Origin of the sequence: Mesobacillus subterraneus (assembly GCF_000934845.1) — a bacterium.
Lineage (GTDB): Bacteria > Bacillota > Bacilli > Bacillales > Cytobacillaceae > Mesobacillus > Mesobacillus stamsii.
Genome location: NZ_JXIQ01000029.1, coordinates 30,706 through 50,294 on the forward strand (window position 1 = coordinate 30,706; position 19,589 = coordinate 50,294).

Here is a 19,589-nt window from a genome sequence, read left to right on the forward strand (position 1 = left end):
CACAAAAAAAGAGGATGTAGGAGGAAAGCAAGGATGGCGAAAACATACACTAGAGAAGATATTATCCGATTGTCAAAAGAAGAAAACGTGAAATTTATTCGATTGCAGTTCACTGATATTCTGGGAACAATCAAAAACGTAGAAATTCCGATCAGTCAACTTGAAAAAGCTCTTGATAATAAAATGATGTTTGACGGATCTTCAATCGAAGGGTTCGTTCGAATTGAAGAGTCTGATATGTATCTAATCCCTGATTTTGACACATGGGTCATATTCCCATGGACAGCAGAAAAAGGGAAAGTTGCTCGCTTAATCTGTGATATCAATAATGCGGATGGCACACCTTTCGCAGGTGACCCTCGAGGAAACCTGAAGCGAGTTTTGAAAGAAATGGAAGAAATCGGATTCACTAATTTTAATCTTGGACCAGAACCGGAATTCTTCCTGTTCAAGCTTGATGCAAATGGCGAGCCAACACTCGAGTTAAATGACAATGGTGGATATTTCGACCTTGCACCTACAGATCTTGGGGAAAACTGCCGCCGCGATATCGTCCTTGAACTGGAAGAGATGGGCTTTGAAATCGAAGCATCACACCATGAGGTAGCTCCTGGCCAACATGAAATCGACTTTAAATATGCAGATGCATTAACTGCATGCGACCGAATCCAAACTTTTAAGCTTGTTGTCAAAACAATTGCAAGGAAACATGGACTGCATGCAACCTTCATGCCAAAGCCGTTGTTTGGCGTGAATGGATCTGGTATGCACTGCAATTTGTCATTATTCAAAAACGGCGAGAATTCATTCTATGATCCATCCAATGAAAAACTGGAACTAAGTGAAACTGCTTACCAGTTTATCGCAGGAACACTAAAGCATGCTTCTGGATTCACTGCAGTAACCAACCCTACTGTAAACTCCTATAAGCGTCTAGTTCCTGGCTATGAAGCACCTTGTTATGTAGCGTGGTCCGCTAAGAACCGCTCTCCATTGATCCGAATTCCGGCATCACGCGGTCTGAGCACACGGATTGAGGTGCGCAGTGTGGACCCGTCTGCTAACCCATACCTTGCGATGGCAGTATTGCTGGCTGCAGGACTTGATGGAATTAAAAAGAAGATGGCACCTCCTGCATCAGTTGACCGCAACATCTATGTAATGAACAAAGAAGAGCGTATAGAGGAAGGGATCAACGATTTGCCGCCAACTCTAATAGCTGCACTTGATCTGCTGAAGAAAGATGAAGTCATCAGCGCGGCATTGGGCGACCATATCCTTGACCACTTCATCGAAGCAAAAGAAATCGAATGGGATATGTTCCGCACACAAGTACACCCTTGGGAACGCGAGCAGTATATGAGCATGTACTAACAAGATTAACCCTTCATACCATTGGTATGAAGGGTTTTTTGCTTTTTGGGACGATTTTCTATGGATGTACAAACTGCTACAGAAAAAATTCTTTTCAGAGTGCCCTTTTACCTAGAAAATTTACGTTGGTTGCATCAAAATGTTTGTCGGCAATTTTCTTTTTTAATAGAATTTTCGGATCAAAATATGATAAGTTAATACAAAGTGATGGTAGGAAAGGGAGGATATTGATGATCGATAAAGGGATGGTTAAACAAGAAATTTTGGATGCATTCCATTTTAGGCATGCAACAAAGGAATTTGACCCAAATAAGAAAATCCCGGAGGAGGACTTTCGTTTTATTCTCGAGATAGGGCAGCTGTCCCCTAGTTCTTTTGGATTTGAACCATGGCGTTTCCTTGTCGTTCAGAGTGCAGCTCTCCGCGAAAAAATTAAGAATACAGCCTGGGGGGCATATAGCAAGCTTCCGGAAGCAAGCCACTTTGTCGTGATTCTCGCAAGAACAAAGCTTGACACAAAATATGATTCTGAATACTTGCAAGATCATTTCAGAAATAAAAAAAAGATGCCAGAAGATTTCATGGCCAATTACCTAAAGCGCATCGAGGAATTCCAAAAGTCTGATTTTCAATTGCTCGATGGTGATCGCCCGCTTTTTGATTGGGCATGCAGGCAAACTTATATTGCCCTTGCTAATATGATGACCGCAGCAGCGCAAATTGGCATTGATTCCTGTCCAATTGAAGGGTTTAATTTTGAAAAAATGAACAAACTGCTCGAAGAGGAAGGGTTGCTAGAAGATGGGCATTTTGGCATTTCCGTTATGTGCGCGTTTGGCTACCGAATGAATGAGCCAAAGCCGAAAACAAGAAGGCCGCTTGATGACATCGTTAAATGGGTGTAAAGGGAATTCGAATGCCTGGCTAATGCCAGGCTTTTTTCAGTTACTGTGATTCTTCCAGCGTTTCGCGATACTCCTTGCCTTTTTGGACATATGTTTCGATGGAAAGCTGAATGAGCTGCAAATCTTTTTCACCAATTTCCCGAACTACTTTACCAGGTGCACCCACTACAAGAGAACGTGGCGGAATCTTCTTCCCCGATGGTATCAAGGTGTTGGCTCCGATGATGCATTCCTCCCCGATTTCTGCTCCGTCCAGGATTGTCGATCCCATTCCGATAATACATCTTTTCTTGATCGTACAGCCATGGAGAATTGCATTGTGGCCAACAGTCACCTCGTCCTCAATAACAAGAGGTGAGCCTTCATACAAATGGCAGGTAACATTATCCTGAATGCTGCACCTTTCACCTATTGTAATCGTATCTTCATCCCCTCGCAAAACGGCATTGAACCAGACAGTCGAATTTTTTCCGATTTTCACATCTCCGATAATATAGCTTCCAGGTGCTTGGAACACTGTTTCATGAACTGCAGGTTTTTTTTCTAAATAAGATAGAATCATGTGAGCCTCTCCTTATCTTAATTGTCTTAATTATAAAAAAATTATAACATGAATCAAGGCTTATTTTGTGAATTTTGTATGGAGAGCTTCCCCATAACTTTCTATAAAATGAGGCATGCTCATTCTTTTGATAAAAGTTAATAAATCAGAAAAAAATGATAAAATACATCTTTACTTTTATGCATAAAAGCGGTAAAGTAACCAAAAGACCTTATAATAAAACATACATAAATCAAAGCCGGTTTTTAAAAAAATCTAGGGGGATTACCATGAAAAAACCAGGAAAAGCAATTTCTCTTATTTTAGCTAGTGCTCTGCTAATGGCTGGCTGCGGAGGAAAGGAAACATCCAATGGCTCAGCAGAAAAACAATACAAAATCGGTTTGACACAATTCGCAGAGCATCCATCTCTTGATGCTGCAACAGACGGATTTAAAAAAGCACTTGAAGAAAAAGGCTTCAAGGAGGGGGAGAATGTCACTTTTGACTTTCAGAACGCTCAGGCTGATATGAACAATACAGCAACCATTGCCAATAATTTCGTTGGTGATAAGGTGGACCTGATCTTTGCCAATGCAACTCCAAGCGCTGTAGCCGCACTTAATGCAACAAAGAATATCCCAATCATTTTCACATCCGTGACAGACCCGGTGGGAGCGGGCCTTGTAGAAGCATTTGACAAGCCAGGCGACAATATTACTGGTACAACCGATAACCATCCAGAAGCGACGAAAAAGACCATTGATTTCATGACGAATGAAATTGGTGCTAAGAAAATCGGTGTGATTTATAATGCAGGTGAACAGAACTCCGAAGTTCAGCTGAAGGAAGTGAAGAAGCTTGCGGAAGCAAATGGAGCGAGTGTAGTCGAAGCATCGATTTCAACATCTGCTGAAGTTAAACAGGCAGCTGAATCACTTGTGGGTCGTGTGGATGGAATTTACATACCAACAGATAACACAGTCGTTTCTGCGCTTGAATCGGTTATCTCTGTCGCAAACGACAAGAAGATTCCATTGTTTGTCGGCGAACTTGATTCAATGAAGCGTGGAGCAGTTGCTGCCAGCGGGTTTAGCTATTTTGACATTGGCTATCAGTCGGGGCTTATGGCTGCTCAAATTTTAGCAGGTGACAAGAAAGCTTCTGAAATTCCTGTAGAACTTCCAAAATCTTTGACATTAACCATCAATAAAAAGGCTGCGGAAGCACAAGGAGTTGTAGTCAAGGAAGAATGGGGAGACAACGCAGAGTTTTACGAAGAATAAGGGAAAGGATGGTTCAACTTGTTTACATCAATATTTGGAGCATTTGAGTCGGGCATTATCTATGCCATTATGGCTCTAGGCGTATACCTGTCCTTTCGGATACTTGATTTTCCAGATTTGACGGTAGACGGCAGCTTTGTAACAGGAGCGGCCGTTGCCGCGATTATGATCGTGAATGGCTCTAATCCGTTTGCTGCTACGTTGACGGCTCTTGTTGCGGGATTTATTGCAGGTAGCCTGACAGGCTTGATTCACACTGTCGGCAAAGTCAATGCGCTCTTATCAGGTATTCTGATGATGATTGCTTTGTATTCTATCAACCTAAGAATAATGGGTAAATCAAATGTGCCGCTGCTGAATACCGATACTGCAATGACCTCCGTAAGGGGCTTTTTCGAAAAAACTGGCATCGATGGATTTATGAATGGGTTGCTGACAGCAGTAGGACTGGGAGACAGCCTCCCTCAGACTTGGGGAATTTTGCTGTTCATGCTTATCGTGACATTTGCGATAAAATTCCTTACTGATGCATTTTTAAAAACAGAAGTAGGCCTTGCGATCAGGGCTACTGGAGATAACAAAAGGATGATTCGCAGCTTTTCTTCCAATACAAATTTGATGATTATTCTTGGTCTTGGTCTTTCGAATGCGATGGTAGCATTTTCGGGTGCACTGATTGCCCAGCAGGGTGGATTTGCGGATGTTGGCATGGGAATTGGGATGATTATCATTGGACTTGCTTCTGTTATTATTGGTGAAGCATTGTTCGGAACTAAATCAATCGCCAGGACAACGCTTGCTGTTATTGGCGGATCGATTATCTATCGCATTGTGGTTACTCTGGCGCTAAGAGTGGAGTTCCTTGAACCAGGTGATATGAAATTGATCACAGCCGTGATCGTCATTCTGGCGCTGACTGCTCCGAAGATGATCGAAAGCTATAGAGAGAAAAAGCGGAAGGTCAAAAGACAGCTTGACAATCTGCAAATGGTTGTTGTTTCTTCTGAAGGAAGGGGGAAGGCTGGTGCTGCGCTTAAGTCAGATTCATAGAATTTTTAATGAAGGCACTCCAGATGAAAAAACAGCCCTGGATAATATCAATCTTACATTAAATAAAGGAGACTTTGTTACCGTAATTGGCAGTAATGGGGCAGGTAAGTCTACTTTAATGAATGTCATTTCCGGTGTTATGCTCCCTGACCACGGAAGGGTGGAACTGGATGGAAAAGATGTTACCAATATATCTGAGTATAACCGGTCGAAAATGATTGGCCGAGTCTTTCAAGATCCAATGGCCGGCACTGCTCCGAGCATGACCATCGAAGAAAACTTGGCGATTGCCTTTTCGCGGAACAAGCGACGGACGCTTGCCCGTGGAGTCACCAAGAAACGACGTGATTTTTTTAAAGAAGTATTGGAATCCCTCCACCTTGGCCTTGAAAACCGCTTGAATGCAAAAGTCGGAATGCTGTCAGGTGGAGAGCGACAAGCCCTATCCTTGCTGATGGCTACCTTCACCGAGCCATCGATCCTCCTTTTGGATGAGCATACAGCAGCACTTGATCCGTCACGGGCAGAACTTATTACCAATTTGACAAAAGAAATTGTGGATAAATACAACCTTACAACTCTGATGGTCACGCACAATATGCAACAGGCACTAGATCTTGGCAACAGGTTGATCATGATGGACAACGGGCAGATTATCCTTGAAGTAGATGAAGATCAAAAAGCGAAGCTGACAATCGAAGACTTGCTGAAAGAATTCCAGCGTATTCGCGGAACGAAAATGGCTAGTGACAGGGCATTGCTTAGCTAAAAAAATCAACCAGCTTATATGCTGGTTGATTTTTTTGTGTCTTTTTAAAAACAGAAATTGGTATCAGCTGTGGAGAATGGAGGGCAATCTGCTCAAGGAACAACTGGCAAGCTTCAGTAAGACTGATACAGTGTGTAAAAACGGCATTGAATGTTCTGGAAAATGCTGAAGCGTTAATTGTTCCTGTTGTTGGGAGCGTGCGAACCCTGGAAAATGTGGTAAATAAAATGGCGGTTACTGGTTCTGATCCAGCAGGTTGAATAACTGATCAAGATGGATTGGCTTTTGCAAGATAAAGAGTTAGTAAGGCTGCGAAAAGTTCGGAAGCAGGTTCCGAACAACTGGTTGCGAAGGATTCGGAAGTAGGTTCTGAACGATAGCTTCGAGTCTCGGGAGTGGGTTCAGCTGGTTGAAGATAAGGCAGCCGACAGTCTGCTTCCGAGCGGTTCAAAAGCAGGTTTCGAAGCGGATCCAAGAGTTGCTTCCAACAACATCTCATTGATGCTTGCATTCCGTGGACGACTGAAGCAGATTGCCAAAAGGATGGTTTAATTCTTGTATACCTGGATCGAGAGATAGAAAGAGTAGGCCGAATGAATTGGCCTTTTATACGAGAGTGTAAAAACTGCTGGAAAAAATACGCATTTTTTTCCAATTCGCCAATAAAAATAAATTATCGCCAATAAAAAAAATTTATCGCCAATAACTATAGCATTATCGCCAATAAAATGGTGAACTCCGCCAATAAAATGAAATTTTCGCCAATAAACGGATTTCCATCTACTTAATGGGTATAGAAAAGATGAGATATTCTACTCCAAACGAAATAATCGGAATTATAGTGGGCAATACTAACAAAATCGACTACGGTTTAGGAGGATATGACGTGACTTTATCGATCTTCGCCTTGGGAGGAATCAATGAAATCGGCAAAAATATGTATGTAATCCAATATGAGGACGATATTTTTGTGATTGATTGCGGCGGAAAATTTCCTGATGAGAGTCTGCTTGGAATCGATTTGATTATCCCGGAAATGACTTATCTAGAAGAAAACCGCGAAAAAATTCGCGGCTTGATCGTGACCCATGGACATGAGGACCATATCGGGGGCATTCCCTATTTTTTCAAAAAGCTAAAAGCGCCTGTGTATGCTACTAATTTCACGCTTGGCTTGATCGAGTTAAAATTAAGGGAGCATAAGCTGTTGCGAGATACAGAGCTGAAGAAAATCAATTCAGATTCAGAATTAAATTTCGGCAAGGTAAAGGTTTCGTTTTTCAAAGTAAGCCATAGTATTCCGGATTGTCTCGGGGTTGTTTTCCACACGCCAGAGGGGAATATTGTCCATACAGGAGACTTCAAATTCGATCTGACCCCAGCAAATGATGGACACTCAGAAATTCATAAAATGGCAAGAATCGGAACTGAAGGAGTTCTGGCCATGCTGTCTGAAAGTACGAATGCGGAGCGGATAGGGCTCACGCCATCAGAGCGAATGGTCGCCGGTCATTTGGAAGAAGCATTCATGAAGGCGGAAGGGAAAATTTTTGTCTCTACTTTTGCCTCAAACGTAAACAGGATTCAGCAGGTTGTCGAGGCGACAGTCAAAACAGACAGGAAGCTTGCTTTGCTTGGTAGGAGCATGGTGAATGTTGTAGATGTTGCGATAGAAAGAGGCTACCTCGATGTTCCAGAGGGAATGCTAATTGAACCGCATGTTGTCGACCAGCTGGACCCTGGAAAGGTTACAATTTTATGTACGGGCAGTCAAGGTGAACCGATGGCAGCACTTGCCCGTCTTGCAACCGGGAATTTTCGAGATGTATCGGTCTATCCTGGAGATACGGTCATCATGGCTGCGTCACCGATTCCAGGCAATGAAAAAGATGTATCAAAAATCATTGATAACCTTTTTAAGCTCGGAGCCAATGTGATTTACGGCTCAGGTAGCACGACCGGTATGCATGTTTCCGGTCATGGCTACCAGGAAGATCTCAAATTAATGTTGACACTGATGAAACCGAAATATTTCATCCCGATCCATGGGGAATATCGCATGCTCCATCATCATCGCTTGCTTGCAGAATCAGTTGGCGTAGAAAAAGGACATACATTCATCATTAGAAATGGAGACATCGTTGATCTTGCAAATGGAGAAGCAAGACAGACTCGAAACATTCCGGCAGGTGACACTTATGTAGATGGTATAAGTGTCGGAGACGTCGGCGAAATCGTACTAAGAGACAGAAAGCAGCTTTCTGAGGATGGAATGCTTGTGATCGTCCTGACTTTGAGCAAGTCGGAACGGAAAATTATCTCGGGGCCAGATACGATTTCTCGCGGGTTCGTATTCGTGAAAAACTCTGAAGATCTTATGCGCGACGTAAATAACCTAGTTGCTAAAACGGTAACGGAATTGCATGAGGATAATGTCCATCGTTGGAATGCCATTAAGCAGGGAATCAAAAAAGCAGTAGGCCAGCATATTTTCCAGCAGACGAGAAGAAAGCCAATGATCCTGCCGATAATTATTGAAATCTAACCAGATACTAATTAGTATCTGGCTTTTTCTTGACATAACACTTAAAGGTGTTATAATCATTAAGTGACACAAAAAGGTGTCACAAATGAATGGAGGTCAAACATGAGTGTACAAAGTGAAATTCGCAAATCAGTTATTTTAAATGCACCGATCGCAAAAGTTTGGAAAGCTGTCGCAACATCAGAAGGAATTGCTGCCTGGTGGATGCCAAACACCTTTGAAGCAGAACTCGGCAAGGAGTTCATTCTTCATGCAAAGCCATTTGGAGATTCAACATGCAAGGTGACAGAATTGGATCCGCCGAATCGTCTCGGATTTGATTGGGGAAAAGACTGGCATCTAGTATTTGAATTAAGGGAGCTTGCCGGCAAGACTGAATTTACCCTAATCCACTCCGGTTGGGATCCTGAAAAGGTTACTGAATTTGGACAGCCTCATAGCATCGTCCAGGGAATCATGGAAAGTGGCTGGGATAAAATCGTCAAAGAAGCACTTCCTTCCTATATCGAGGGTTAACATGCCAGTTTCTCAAGCGAGACATGATGTGTTCCAGGCTGTTGCTGATCCAACTCGCCGAAAAATAATAAAACTTCTCGCCGATAAGGAGATGCCGATCGCTTCCATAACGGAAAGATTCCCGATAACCAGGACGGCCGTTAATAAGCATTTATTTGTGTTATCAGAAGCGGGGCTTGTCACAAGCAGGAAAATCGGACGAGAAACACGTTACAAATTGCAGCCGGATCCGCTGCGTGAATTGCAGGAGTGGCTCTCCTTTTTTGAAGTCTATTGGGATAACAAATTATCCTCACTTAAAAATTTTGTCGAATCAGATAAAGAATAGGTGCTTTCCCGTCAGGAAAAAGGAAGGATGATTCTCCTTCGTTTCCTTTGACGAGCACGTCTTGACTAAATACTAGAGCATGGAGCTTTCTCCATGCTTTTTTACATTCCTGCTTAACAAATGCTGTGAGAAAGTATACTATTAATTATTGATTCACGCATCTGCCAGGAGGGGAGCAGGCCATGGATATCAAACTGAGTCACAAAGCGATCAAAGATTTATGCGGAACTGTTTCCTTCAAGCGCGGGGATGCATTTTACCGAGCGGATAAAGTGAAGTTTATTGAGTACCATTCTGAACGTGCAAAAGCAATCGTGACAGGCGCAGATGACTTCTCTGTCACTGTAAAAAAAAGCGGAGATGGGCGTTTCCAGACTGAATGCACTTGTCCGAAGCTTTCCTCTGTCAAACATGAGTGCCAGCATGTAGCTTCTGTCCTGCTGGCGATTTTCGATGAGCAAAAACGGAGAGTTTCAAGTTTATCAAATAGGATGGACGAACCGAATCAGGACCTTGTAGAAGGAGTGCTGGCTATTTTCAATGAAGAGTCCCGTAGAACCAGTGGCCACCAACGGCACTTTGAAACGAGGAAGGTATTGCATGCTCAGTTTAGGGTTAAGCCGGTTGCTAACAGGAATCAGGAACTACTGCTTGGTGTTTCCATGAGTATTGATTTCGTCAGCGTACAGGATATTTCTTCCTTTTTGCTAAGTGTAGCTAATCGGAATCCAGCAACGCTTTCAAATGGATTTCTGTATGATCCGAAACTTCATTGTTTTCAAACGGAAGCTGATGAAGTAATCATGCTTCTTACTCAAATTGTCTTGGATGCTGAATTCGTCATCGAAGAAGAGCACGACGATTCCATCTTGATCATTTCGCCATTCTTTTGGCAGCAACTCTTGCCGCTGTTTCAGAAGATGCCAGATGTAAAACTGGAAGCAAGTGAAAATCTGGCCGATTTATCTGTAACAAACAAAACGCTTCCACTGAAATTCAATTTTGAAAAAAGCACAGGGCATGATTATGCTTTAAGAATTTCAGGGATCAATGGGTTAACTGTCTTGACCAAATATAATCTAGTCCTATCGAATGCCCAATTGGTCGAGCTAAGCACGGAGGATTCAAGCAGAATTTGTGAGTTGAAAAACATGCTTGCAAAGTCTAACGCAGACAGTATCCCAATTTTACAAGAACAAATGGGATTCTTTGTCGAAAAAGTCGTTCCCGGCCTTCGCCGTATTGGCGAGGTGCAAATTCATGGCGATGTCGCAAAGCTCTTCCTGAATGAACCTCTAGTTGCAAAGCTTTATCTGGACCGGGTCCATAACCGTTTGCTGGCAGGGCTGGAATTCCAGTACGGCAACATGGTGTTCAATCCCCTCGAACAAAGGGAACCGAGAGTGAATTTTTTATTGATTAGGGAAATGGAAAAAGAAGAAGAAATTATGGAAATGCTGGATGACAGTTCATTCGCAAAAACAGATGGCGGCTATCTTTTGCATAATGAAGAACTTGAATATGAATTTCTTTATCATGTCCTGCCGAAGTTACAAAAAATGACTCAGGTTTATGCTTCTACAGCTGTCAGAAACCGAATTTTCAGAGAGCCTGCCAGGCCGCAAATCCGTGTGAAAGTAAAAAAAGAACGGACAAACTGGCTAGAATTCAAATTTGAAATGAATGGAATACCGGAAAAGCAAATTCGTGAGATCCTTGAAGCGCTAGAGGAAAAGCGGAAGTATTTCCGCTTGCGCAATGGGGCACTTATGTCGCTTGAAACACGAGAATGGGAGGAAATCCAGCGCTTCCTGAAAGCTGGTCCAATTCAAGCAGAGGACCTGGAAACAGGGTTAAATATGCCAATTGTCCGCGGAATGCAGATGGTGGATTCTTTCGAGGGTGAATCTGTCTTTAAAGCAGAAGAATCATTCCGGCAATTTTTAGAAGAAATGACCAGCCCTGGTAAAACAAAATTCAAGATTCCTGAAAAATTGGAGCCTATTTTGCGTGATTATCAGAAACAGGGCTATCAATGGCTGAAAACATTGGCGAGTTATCGGTTTGGCGGCATACTGGCTGATGATATGGGGCTAGGAAAAACGCTTCAAAGCATCACCTATATTGCATCCGAACTCGCAGATGGAAGAGATAGGAACCTTCCATTCCTGATTGTATGTCCCTCGTCCCTCGTCTACAACTGGCTAGGAGAATTCCTGAAATTCACCCCGGAAATAGAGGCTGTGATCATCGACGGCAACAGGACCGAACGAACAAGGTTGTTAACCGACATGTCGGGAATAGATCCCGATATGTCGGGAATTGATGTGGTTATTACATCGTACATGCTTTTGAGGAGAGATATCCATTTGTACGAAAAAACCCATTTTCACACTGTTTTTTTTGATGAAGCACAGGCTTTCAAAAATCCGCTGACACAAACAGCAAAGGCCGTCATGAATATCCAGGCAGAGCACCGTTTTGCGCTGACCGGAACGCCGATTGAAAACGCAACAGAAGAATTATGGTCGATTTTCAGGGTGGTTTTTCCGGAGCTTTTTCATGGATTAAAGCAGTATAGCCAGCTGACAAGCAAAGCAATAGCTCGCAGGATTCAGCCTTTTTTGCTGCGAAGGATGAAAGAGGAAGTCCTTGGAGAGCTCCCAAAGAAAATCGAATCGATCGAGATGGTAGACTTGCTACCTGAACAGAAAAAGCTATATGCAGCTTATTTGGCTAAGCTCCGTCATCAAACATTAAAGCAGCTTGATAAGGCTACAATCAGGAAAAATCGGATTAAAATCCTTGCTGGATTGACAAGGCTCCGGCAAATATGCTGCCATCCTGCCTTATTTGTTGACGGTTATGAAGGTACCTCGGCTAAGTTTGAAGAATTGAAGAAAATCGTTGCTGAAGCAAGATATGCCGGCAGGAGAGTGCTTATTTTTTCACAGTTTACAAAAATGCTCCACTTGATAGGTAGGGAGTTAGCAAATCAGGGCATACGATATTTTTATCTGGACGGACAAACGCCATCCGAAGATCGGGTGGAAACATGCGAAAAGTTCAATTCTGGAGAACGTGACTTCTTCCTCATATCCTTAAAAGCCGGGGGAACAGGCTTGAATTTAACTGGAGCCGATACAGTGATCCTCTATGATTTATGGTGGAATCCAGCGGTAGAACAGCAGGCTGCTGATAGAGCACATCGAATGGGCCAGAAAAACAACGTCCAGGTTATTAAGCTCATTTCTCGCGGGACTATTGAAGAAAGATGAATGAACTCCAGAATAAAAAGCGTAATATGATAGAAGAAATTATAGAAGAGCAGTCCTCATCAACCATGACAGAGGAAGATATCCGCGAGATTCTTATGTTGTAGCTTCTAAGAGTTAACAATAAATGGGATAGTTTCCGGATCGCGATTCCAAGCACCTATGTTTTGGATGAAAAGCATGTGATCCGCTACAGCTATATAGGCGATTCGCAATTTGACCGTCCAGCACTTGATGAAATTTTCAAGATTGTCGAGGAAGTCCAGCATTTAAGTGAAGATGGGTGATTTTATGGGAGAGCATTATTTTTCGGACAAACAAGTCGAGGAACTAATAAGATATCCTTTTGTTGACGTCAGGAAGAGTCCGGGGGATCGATCCTTTGGAGTGTGAGCAGAAAATGAGGGAGTATTTATAAAAGGTAAGGAAGTTTCCGAACGATGCAAAAAGCCTTTATGTAGCATAAAAGACTGCCTCGCAAGGCAGTCTTTTAGATGAGATTATAAGTCGTCCAAGTAAACTTTCTCCTCTAGGCCAGTTTTGGCTGAAATAAATTTCCCTTCTTCAAAATGCTCCAAATCAGGTTTCATGTAGACCAATTCGAAATTTCCGCTTAAAGCGGAGTAAATGACAACTGCTTGTTTGTCACCATTATTGTTGAAGGAAGCTGTTAGGTCTACTTGATCCAGCTTGTCAAAGGAAGGAATATGGCGATTGTGATAAAAGCTTTCAAGTTTACCATTCCTGGCATTAACATGCAGAAATGTTTCAGTTTCTAATGGTGTAAAAAATGTATAACCTTCAACCTTAGGGATCGCTTTGAAGCTATAAACCTTATATCTGGAATCATCTGAAAAAGAATGATAATTAAAACCTAAAGATATGATTTCCAGCTTTATATCTTTTCCATAAATTTTTTCTAAATAATACCTGGCTTTCTCTTCCGCTTTTCCTTCTTTCATAATAGGCCCGTCAGATAACGGGCCAGTATCCCCGTTATAATGAGTGATTTGGCCGGTGATTGCATCGATTTCTCCGCCAAATCCATTTTTATTCTCAAAATGGTAGACGTATAGGTTATTGATAGGGCTTTCCTTTACTAGTTCGATTTCCCCTTTATTGATATCCAGAGCGTCGGCGATCCTATTTTTCAACTCCGACTCCTTCAACGGCTTGATTTGATCTGGTAGTTTGTGGAAACGAGTATAGCTGTAGCTTAATGAATTAACATTCTCATAAAATTTATCTATTTCTTTTACATCTAGTGTATAAAGGTATGAGCTGTACCCATGGTGGGTTTTTTCATAGGCCTCTCTAAAATCTTGTCTGTGACTTTGAATATCCTTCTTTAACGCCTGAAATGCTGCTTCGTCCGTTTCAGACCACCTGCCCTGATTGTACCGGATTTTCATCACCTTAAGCATCTCATTCAGCTTTTGAGTATTCAGGATTAGTTTGAATTCTGTTGAATTCCTGCTATAATCCTCAATGACGTTCATATTCTCTTTAAGCGCGTTATTATATTCAATGAAACGCCCCATTTCATAGGATTCAAAGCCCATTTGTTCTTTATTTTTAACTGCCTCAATTACTATGTCCATTTGCTCCAGAACATCATAATAACCATCTGTCGCCATGAATAATTGTTCCCGCTCATTGATGTAATCTGTCAATATTATCGAAAAAAGAATTCCGGCAAGAACAACAGAAAGGAGCCTTAGACGATTCAGCTTCATTTTTAAAATGATTTTTTCATCAAGAGACTTTGATACGAAAGGCTTCTCCATATCAGTCAACTGGATCGTTTTCTCCCCAGTTTCGTAGAACTTCTGGCATGCCTCACAATCCTTCAGATGCTCATCCACTGCTGTTTTTACGGAAGGGCTTAAATCATTTTCTACATACAACGGATATAGATCCTGGACAATTTCATGTTCCAAATTCATTCCCGTTCCCCCAAATCCCTGTAGATTTCCTTGAATTTCTTACGGGCCCTATACAAGCCAACTTTTACCTGGCCGATTGTTTCGTTTGTGATGGCCGCAACTTCCCCATACGTAAGATCGTTCACGTCACGCAAAATAATATATGTCCGGTAATTTTCCGGCAGTCTCATCAAGGTTGATTCAATCGCAGATTGTTCATCTGCGCGTTTGTATGGATCATGTTGCTGGATTAATTGCTGATTTATCCTATCAGTCTGAAACTCCATGCTGGTTTGTTTTTTTCTGCTGTAATTGATATAAGTGTTCCTGGCAATCTTAAAAAGCCATGTTTTCAAGGAGGAATCTCCCCGAAACCTGGCTAATGACTGGAAAGCTTTCAAAAAAGTATCCTGAGTCAGGTCTTCTGCAACATGTTTATTTAACGTGGAACGGTAAAGATACAAGAAAATCGCATTTTTGTAGGTTTCATATAATTCAATCCGCGGGTCCGACATTCCATCCCCCTCTCTCTGGTAAACATAGACATTTGATAATGGTAAAAGTTACACCTTATTTTATAAAAATTTTTATTAGGAAGGTTGAGAATGTTTGAATAAATGGTAAAATTAGTTAAAATATCAACGATAATATCATCGGATAAGTTTTATATTTTTAATGAAAAAAGTTACCTTTATAATTTTTTGGATTGGTGAAAGCGCCCCTGCGGAAACAGGGGCGCTTTCACTTTTGTTTTTAAATGCCTCACATAATTCAGTTTGCTAAATTACCAACAAATAGTATAAAACTAATACTTAAAATTAATAAGATACTTAACACTAAAGCTAAAAGGCTACTTAAAGCAAATTTCCAATTGTGGATATTTTTCAACCCTAAAATTGAGAAATATATAACCAAAACAGCAATTATTAAATCTATTCCCAACATGTTGATTCTAATTGTTTCTGAAACTTTAAAGAAAAATGCAACTAATAAAAATAATATCCAGGAGCATATTGATAATATTAAAGAAAAAGTATTCCAATTTATCCTCATGCTGTCTCTCCTCGTGGTTTAATAAGAATATTCTCCAAAATTATATTAAATCCTCTTTTTATTAAAACAGCTTTTCCATAACTTTGAAAGAGCTGAGGAAGCCGAGAGGTCAACCTGTTAACAACTATGAATAGGTCCTAGAGTAATTTCAGAGGATCCGGATCTACTGGAAATTTTTCTAGAAAGAGCTCTTACTACTAATGTACGAGGAGTAATTTCATGATGCTAAATTTACAACTCATATAACCGGGAAAACGAAGGAGTAAGAGCAGTATACAAGAGGGCTGGATTTGTCGGGACAGAAATTTCACCCTGGTGGAGGACAACTTGCAGCATTTAAGCTGAAGGTTTGAGTGAAGCAGGGTTTTTCCTTTAACTTATGAAGAGTATGGAAAACTTCCTGACTGCGGTCATAAAGCAAAAAAAATAGTCAACAGGGTCCCTATTGACTATTGCTAAATTTAGGAAGCTTTCGTTATTGCAGCTGATTGCTTTCTTGGCTTGAATACGCCTTCCCATTTTGCGATTACATTCGTTACAAGAGAATTTTCGACTATATTTACGGCAGTGCGACCCATATCAAGATTTCTGTCAATACCGGCAATGAACGCTAAACCTTGAACAAGCAATATAACATTGCGTCAGCTGTTCCTTGGAAGAAGCAATCACTTGTATTTCTTTTTCGCCGATTGCCGAAATTCCTAAACCAAATACAAGGAAAAAAAAGATGATGATTGCAAGCGTATCGCCATCTGCAAAAACAACGAAGTGGATTTCGCTTTCCATTTGATTTGAATTCGTGAGGAGGTAGCTTAATCGGGAACAAAAGTGTTTGCATAAATATAAATAGAAACGAAGTGCAGGCGAGATACGTACTCTTCATACAAGTTGCAGCATCAATGGTTTAATTTATTTCACTTAATGATCTATTTTCTGTTATGATAAGAGTTGGCTTTTTGCCCGAATCAATTCATTGAGGAGAACTTGAATGACAAATAACCTTCCATTTACCATCACTAAAAATGATACGTTCTTTGATTTATTAGGAGATTATATTGGGGATGTATTTTATGATATTTTGCCGGAAAAAGGCTATGAACTGCGTGACGAACAGATTTATATGGCATTTCAGGTAGAGCAGGCCTTTAAGAACAAAGGAATTGTTTTCGCGGAAGCGGGGGTTGGAACAGGGAAGACATTCGTCTACCTTATTTATGCCATCCTATATGCACGCTATATGGGAAAACCTGCTATCGTTTCCTGTTCAGATGAAACGTTGATCGAACAGCTTGTTAAAGAAGACGGAGATATCCAAAAACTTGAGCAGGCACTGGGACTGAAAGTAGATGTCCGTCTGGCAAAGGCTAGAGAACAGTATGTTTGTATTAAGAAGCTGGATGAGCTTTCAAATACGTCAGACGATCTCGATATCCTGGCCGTCCATGATCAGCTTCCTGATTTTATTTTTGATGAAGGCATTTCCATGAATTCGTTTACCCGTTATGGTGATCGAAAGGAATATCCATGGGTGACAAATGAAAAATGGTCACAGCTGGCGTGGGACCCACTTCAGCAATGCTCGACATGCAGCTGGCGCCATCGCTGTGGACAAACACTCAATCGGGATTACTATCGACATGCCGGGGATTTGATTATCTGTTCCCATGATTTTTATATGGAGCATGTTTGGACAAAAGATTCGCGGAAACGAGAAGGGCAGATGCCCCTGCTGCCCGAAGCAAGCACTGTCATTTTTGATGAAGGCCATCTGCTTGAATTTGCGGCACAAAAAGGGTTGACTTACAGATTTAATTCACAGACTCTGGCGACGGTGTTAACAGGATATATGCATCAGGATGTCAGGGAGGAATCTCTTTATTTAATTGAAGATATAATAGAACTTCATGATTCATGGTTCGATCTTCTAGTCGAAAACGCCACTGCAGTGGAAGGTTCAAACAGAAAAGAAGTAGCGATGCACCTATCTATCAGGAAAACGGCTGAGACACTGGAGAAGAAGGTCAGCGAATTAATGGACCAGCTCGTTTTTGATGCGGAAATGTTCCTGATTGATGAATATCATTTGAAGATCATGGAGGAATATCTTGAGTTTTTTGCTTATGGATTATCCATATTCTTGAAGAATGAAGAAGGTATCTTCTGGCTTGAGGAAAATGAAGTCCAATCTTCTCTTGTCATTATGCCTCGACTGGTGGAGGACATTTTGAAAAAGGAAGTTTTCTCACAGAACATCCCGTTTGTGTTTTCATCAGCAACTTTATCGCAAGCTGGGAATTTCCACTATATAGCGAAAAGTCTTGGAATTGAAAAATATTCCTCCTTCACTGTCGCGTCCCCATTTGATTACGCAGAGCAGATGGGTGTGAAAATTCATGTTCAAGATGATGAATGCATTAAATGGAAAAAGATAGGGGAAGACCTGCGAACAACCAATGGAAGCACCCTTGTATTGTTTTCTTCCATACAAGAAATGGAGCGTTTCAGAATCTGGTCGAATGATCAAAAATGGGATTTTGCCATTCTGTTCGAAGGAGACCGAGAGATTAGTGAAACGGTTAAAGACTTCCAGAATGTTACTAGTACGGTGCTTTGCTCATACAGTTTATGGGAGGGTCTAGACGTCCCTGGAGAACCTCTTATTCAAGTGATCGTTGCCTCCTTGCCGTTCCCACCTCATGACCCCGTCTTCCAAGCAAAACGAAAGCAAGCAGAAAATCCTGCAGCAGAAATTGACATACCATATATGCTGCTTCGATTAAGACAGGGAATTGGCCGTTTGATTAGGAACAGCCAGGATTATGGCACGGTTCATTTGTGGCTTACGAAAGCGCAAGAAGAAAAATTCATGGGAGAGATAAGAGAAGTGCTTCCTGCTGCAAATATTCATTAATCAGGGAAAATCCCGACAGGCTTAGGCTTGTCGGGATTTTTTGATACAATTAGTTTCTGCACTTGCACTTTTTATAGCCGCAACCACATTCAGAATTTTCATCTTGAGCATCGGCAACCAAATCATTGATGATGCAACGTCGAACTGCTCTGCAAAGGTCCTCAAAATCAATCGTTGCTTTTACTTGATTGTTGTTGTGGTTAGGATAATAAACCCCTGCAACGTCATTGCCATTTCGTTTGTATCCCATCTATGACTCAACTCCTTCCCTTCTAAAAATGCTTACACCTCATCTTATTCGGAAAGGGACAAGTTGGTAGTAATTCTACCTATTTCGTACGAAAATGTGCACTTTTCATAGTCTTTCACATAAAAAAGAATAATAGAACGAAAAAAGCAAGCGGTGTCCGCTTGCTTTTAGTGCATATGACGATATACACCGATCACCTTACCGAGAATGGATACATTTCGAAGGATAATTGGATCCATCGATGAGTTTTCCGGCTGAAGTCGGAAATGGTCTTTCTCCTTAAAAAAACGTTTTACCGTCGCTTCATCCTCCTCTGTCATGGCAACAACAATGTCACCATTATTGGCAGTTTTTTGCTGCTTGACGATAACATAATCTCCGTCGAGGATCCCAGCTTCAATCATACTGTCCCCCATAACTTCCAGCATAAAAACCTGTTCATCATGCGGAACCAGGCGATCTGGAAGTGGGAAGTATTCTTCAACATTTTCAATTGCAGTTATCGGCACACCAGCAGTAACTTTCCCAACCACGGGAACATTTACGACATTGTATTTAGGAATTCGCGTTTCTTCGTCCAGCTCAAGAATTTCTATCGCACGCGGTTTTGTGGGGTCACGTCTGATCAGCCCTTTGCTTTCAAGCCTTGCCAGGTGGCCATGTACGGTTGAACTAGAGGCCAGTCCAACTGCTTCGCCAATTTCGCGAACGGATGGCGGATACCCTTTTTTCTTGACTTCAGCTTTTATGAATTCAAATATATCTTGTTGCCTCTTAGATAACTTTGTCATATTCACGCACCTCGTATATTTTCTTGTCCTTATTATACCATGTCCGGTCAGTAGATACAAACATAAGTTC

At 41.5% G+C, this 19,589-nt stretch carries 16 protein-coding genes and 2 pseudogenes; 10 read left to right on the plus strand and 8 right to left on the minus strand.

Annotated elements, in window-relative coordinates; translation table 11 throughout:
• The first annotated feature begins 33 nt into the window (after window positions 1–33).
• Both glnA and UB32_RS05290 read left to right on the plus strand, forming a co-directional pair.
• The gene (gene glnA, locus UB32_RS05285) at window positions 34–1,374 is read left to right on the plus strand and encodes a type I glutamate--ammonia ligase (RefSeq protein WP_044391841.1); all 1,341 of its coding nucleotides are present in this window, start codon (window positions 34–36) and stop codon (window positions 1,372–1,374) included.
• Between the two features lie 230 nt (window positions 1,375–1,604).
• Window positions 1,605–2,279: an NAD(P)H-dependent oxidoreductase gene (locus tag UB32_RS05290; RefSeq protein ID WP_044391843.1), complete on the plus strand. Its 675-nt coding sequence runs from the start codon at window positions 1,605–1,607 to the stop codon at window positions 2,277–2,279.
• 40 nt (window positions 2,280–2,319) lie between these two features.
• Here UB32_RS05290 and UB32_RS05295 read toward each other — a convergent pair whose 3' ends face one another.
• The gene (locus UB32_RS05295; protein ID WP_044391845.1) at window positions 2,320–2,841 is read right to left on the minus strand and encodes a gamma carbonic anhydrase family protein; all 522 of its coding nucleotides are present in this window, start codon (window positions 2,839–2,841) and stop codon (window positions 2,320–2,322) included.
• Between the two features lie 269 nt (window positions 2,842–3,110).
• Between UB32_RS05295 and UB32_RS05300 the strand changes: the two genes are divergently transcribed.
• The 7 genes from UB32_RS05300 (at window position 3,111) to UB32_RS05330 (ending at window position 12,592) form a co-directional block, all read left to right on the plus strand.
• Entirely contained in the window at window positions 3,111–4,106 is a 996-nt protein-coding gene (locus UB32_RS05300) for an ABC transporter substrate-binding protein (protein ID WP_044391848.1), read from the plus strand.
• Between the two features lie 18 nt (window positions 4,107–4,124).
• A complete protein-coding gene (locus UB32_RS05305) occupies window positions 4,125–5,156 on the plus strand; it encodes an ABC transporter permease (protein ID WP_044391850.1) in 1,032 nt (343 codons plus the stop codon).
• Complete coding sequence (locus UB32_RS05310; protein ID WP_044391852.1) at window positions 5,131–5,925, plus strand: ABC transporter ATP-binding protein; 795 nt, start codon at window positions 5,131–5,133, stop codon at window positions 5,923–5,925. Before UB32_RS05305 ends, UB32_RS05310 begins: the two co-directional genes overlap by 26 nt.
• Window positions 5,926–6,811: 886 nt before the next feature.
• Complete coding sequence (locus tag UB32_RS05315; protein WP_044391854.1) at window positions 6,812–8,470, plus strand: ribonuclease J; 1,659 nt, start codon at window positions 6,812–6,814, stop codon at window positions 8,468–8,470.
• Between the two features lie 102 nt (window positions 8,471–8,572).
• Complete coding sequence (locus UB32_RS05320; protein WP_044391856.1) at window positions 8,573–8,986, plus strand: SRPBCC family protein; 414 nt, start codon at window positions 8,573–8,575, stop codon at window positions 8,984–8,986.
• Between the two features lies 1 nt (window position 8,987).
• Window positions 8,988–9,314, plus strand: coding sequence for an ArsR/SmtB family transcription factor (locus UB32_RS05325; protein WP_044391858.1), 327 nt, complete (start codon window positions 8,988–8,990; stop codon window positions 9,312–9,314).
• Between the two features lie 182 nt (window positions 9,315–9,496).
• Window positions 9,497–12,592, plus strand: coding sequence for a DEAD/DEAH box helicase (locus UB32_RS05330; RefSeq protein WP_347230905.1), 3,096 nt, complete (start codon window positions 9,497–9,499; stop codon window positions 12,590–12,592).
• Window positions 12,593–13,089: 497 nt separating this feature from the next.
• On the opposite strand, the gene UB32_RS05335 is transcribed toward UB32_RS05330, so the two are convergent.
• From UB32_RS05335 to UB32_RS19785, 5 genes and pseudogenes are all read right to left on the minus strand, one after another.
• Entirely contained in the window at window positions 13,090–14,535 is a 1,446-nt protein-coding gene (locus UB32_RS05335; protein WP_044391860.1) for a zf-HC2 domain-containing protein, read from the minus strand.
• Complete coding sequence (locus UB32_RS05340; RefSeq protein ID WP_044391862.1) at window positions 14,532–15,029, minus strand: RNA polymerase sigma factor; 498 nt, start codon at window positions 15,027–15,029, stop codon at window positions 14,532–14,534. Before UB32_RS05340 ends, UB32_RS05335 begins: the two co-directional genes overlap by 4 nt.
• A gap of 256 nt (window positions 15,030–15,285) precedes the next feature.
• Window positions 15,286–15,567, minus strand: a complete 282-nt coding sequence (locus UB32_RS19775) for a hypothetical protein (RefSeq protein WP_128721496.1) — start codon at window positions 15,565–15,567, stop codon at window positions 15,286–15,288.
• A 461-nt stretch (window positions 15,568–16,028) separates the two neighbouring features.
• Window positions 16,029–16,190: pseudogene (locus UB32_RS20400) on the minus strand (glutamate:protein symporter); the annotation flags it as partial.
• Between the two features lie 5 nt (window positions 16,191–16,195).
• A pseudogene (locus tag UB32_RS19785) lies at window positions 16,196–16,323 on the minus strand (glutamate:protein symporter); the annotation flags it as partial.
• 232 nt (window positions 16,324–16,555) lie between these two features.
• Here UB32_RS19785 and UB32_RS05355 point away from each other — a divergent pair.
• The gene (locus tag UB32_RS05355; RefSeq protein WP_044391868.1) at window positions 16,556–18,478 is read left to right on the plus strand and encodes an ATP-dependent DNA helicase; all 1,923 of its coding nucleotides are present in this window, start codon (window positions 16,556–16,558) and stop codon (window positions 18,476–18,478) included.
• Between the two features lie 49 nt (window positions 18,479–18,527).
• Here UB32_RS05355 and UB32_RS05360 read toward each other — a convergent pair whose 3' ends face one another.
• Window positions 18,528–18,728, minus strand: coding sequence for a hypothetical protein (locus UB32_RS05360; protein WP_044391869.1), 201 nt, complete (start codon window positions 18,726–18,728; stop codon window positions 18,528–18,530).
• A 167-nt stretch (window positions 18,729–18,895) separates the two neighbouring features.
• On the minus strand, window positions 18,896–19,519 hold the full coding sequence (gene lexA, locus UB32_RS05365; protein WP_044391870.1) for a transcriptional repressor LexA: 624 nt from the start codon (window positions 19,517–19,519) through the stop codon (window positions 18,896–18,898).
• Window positions 19,520–19,589 lie beyond the last annotated feature (70 nt).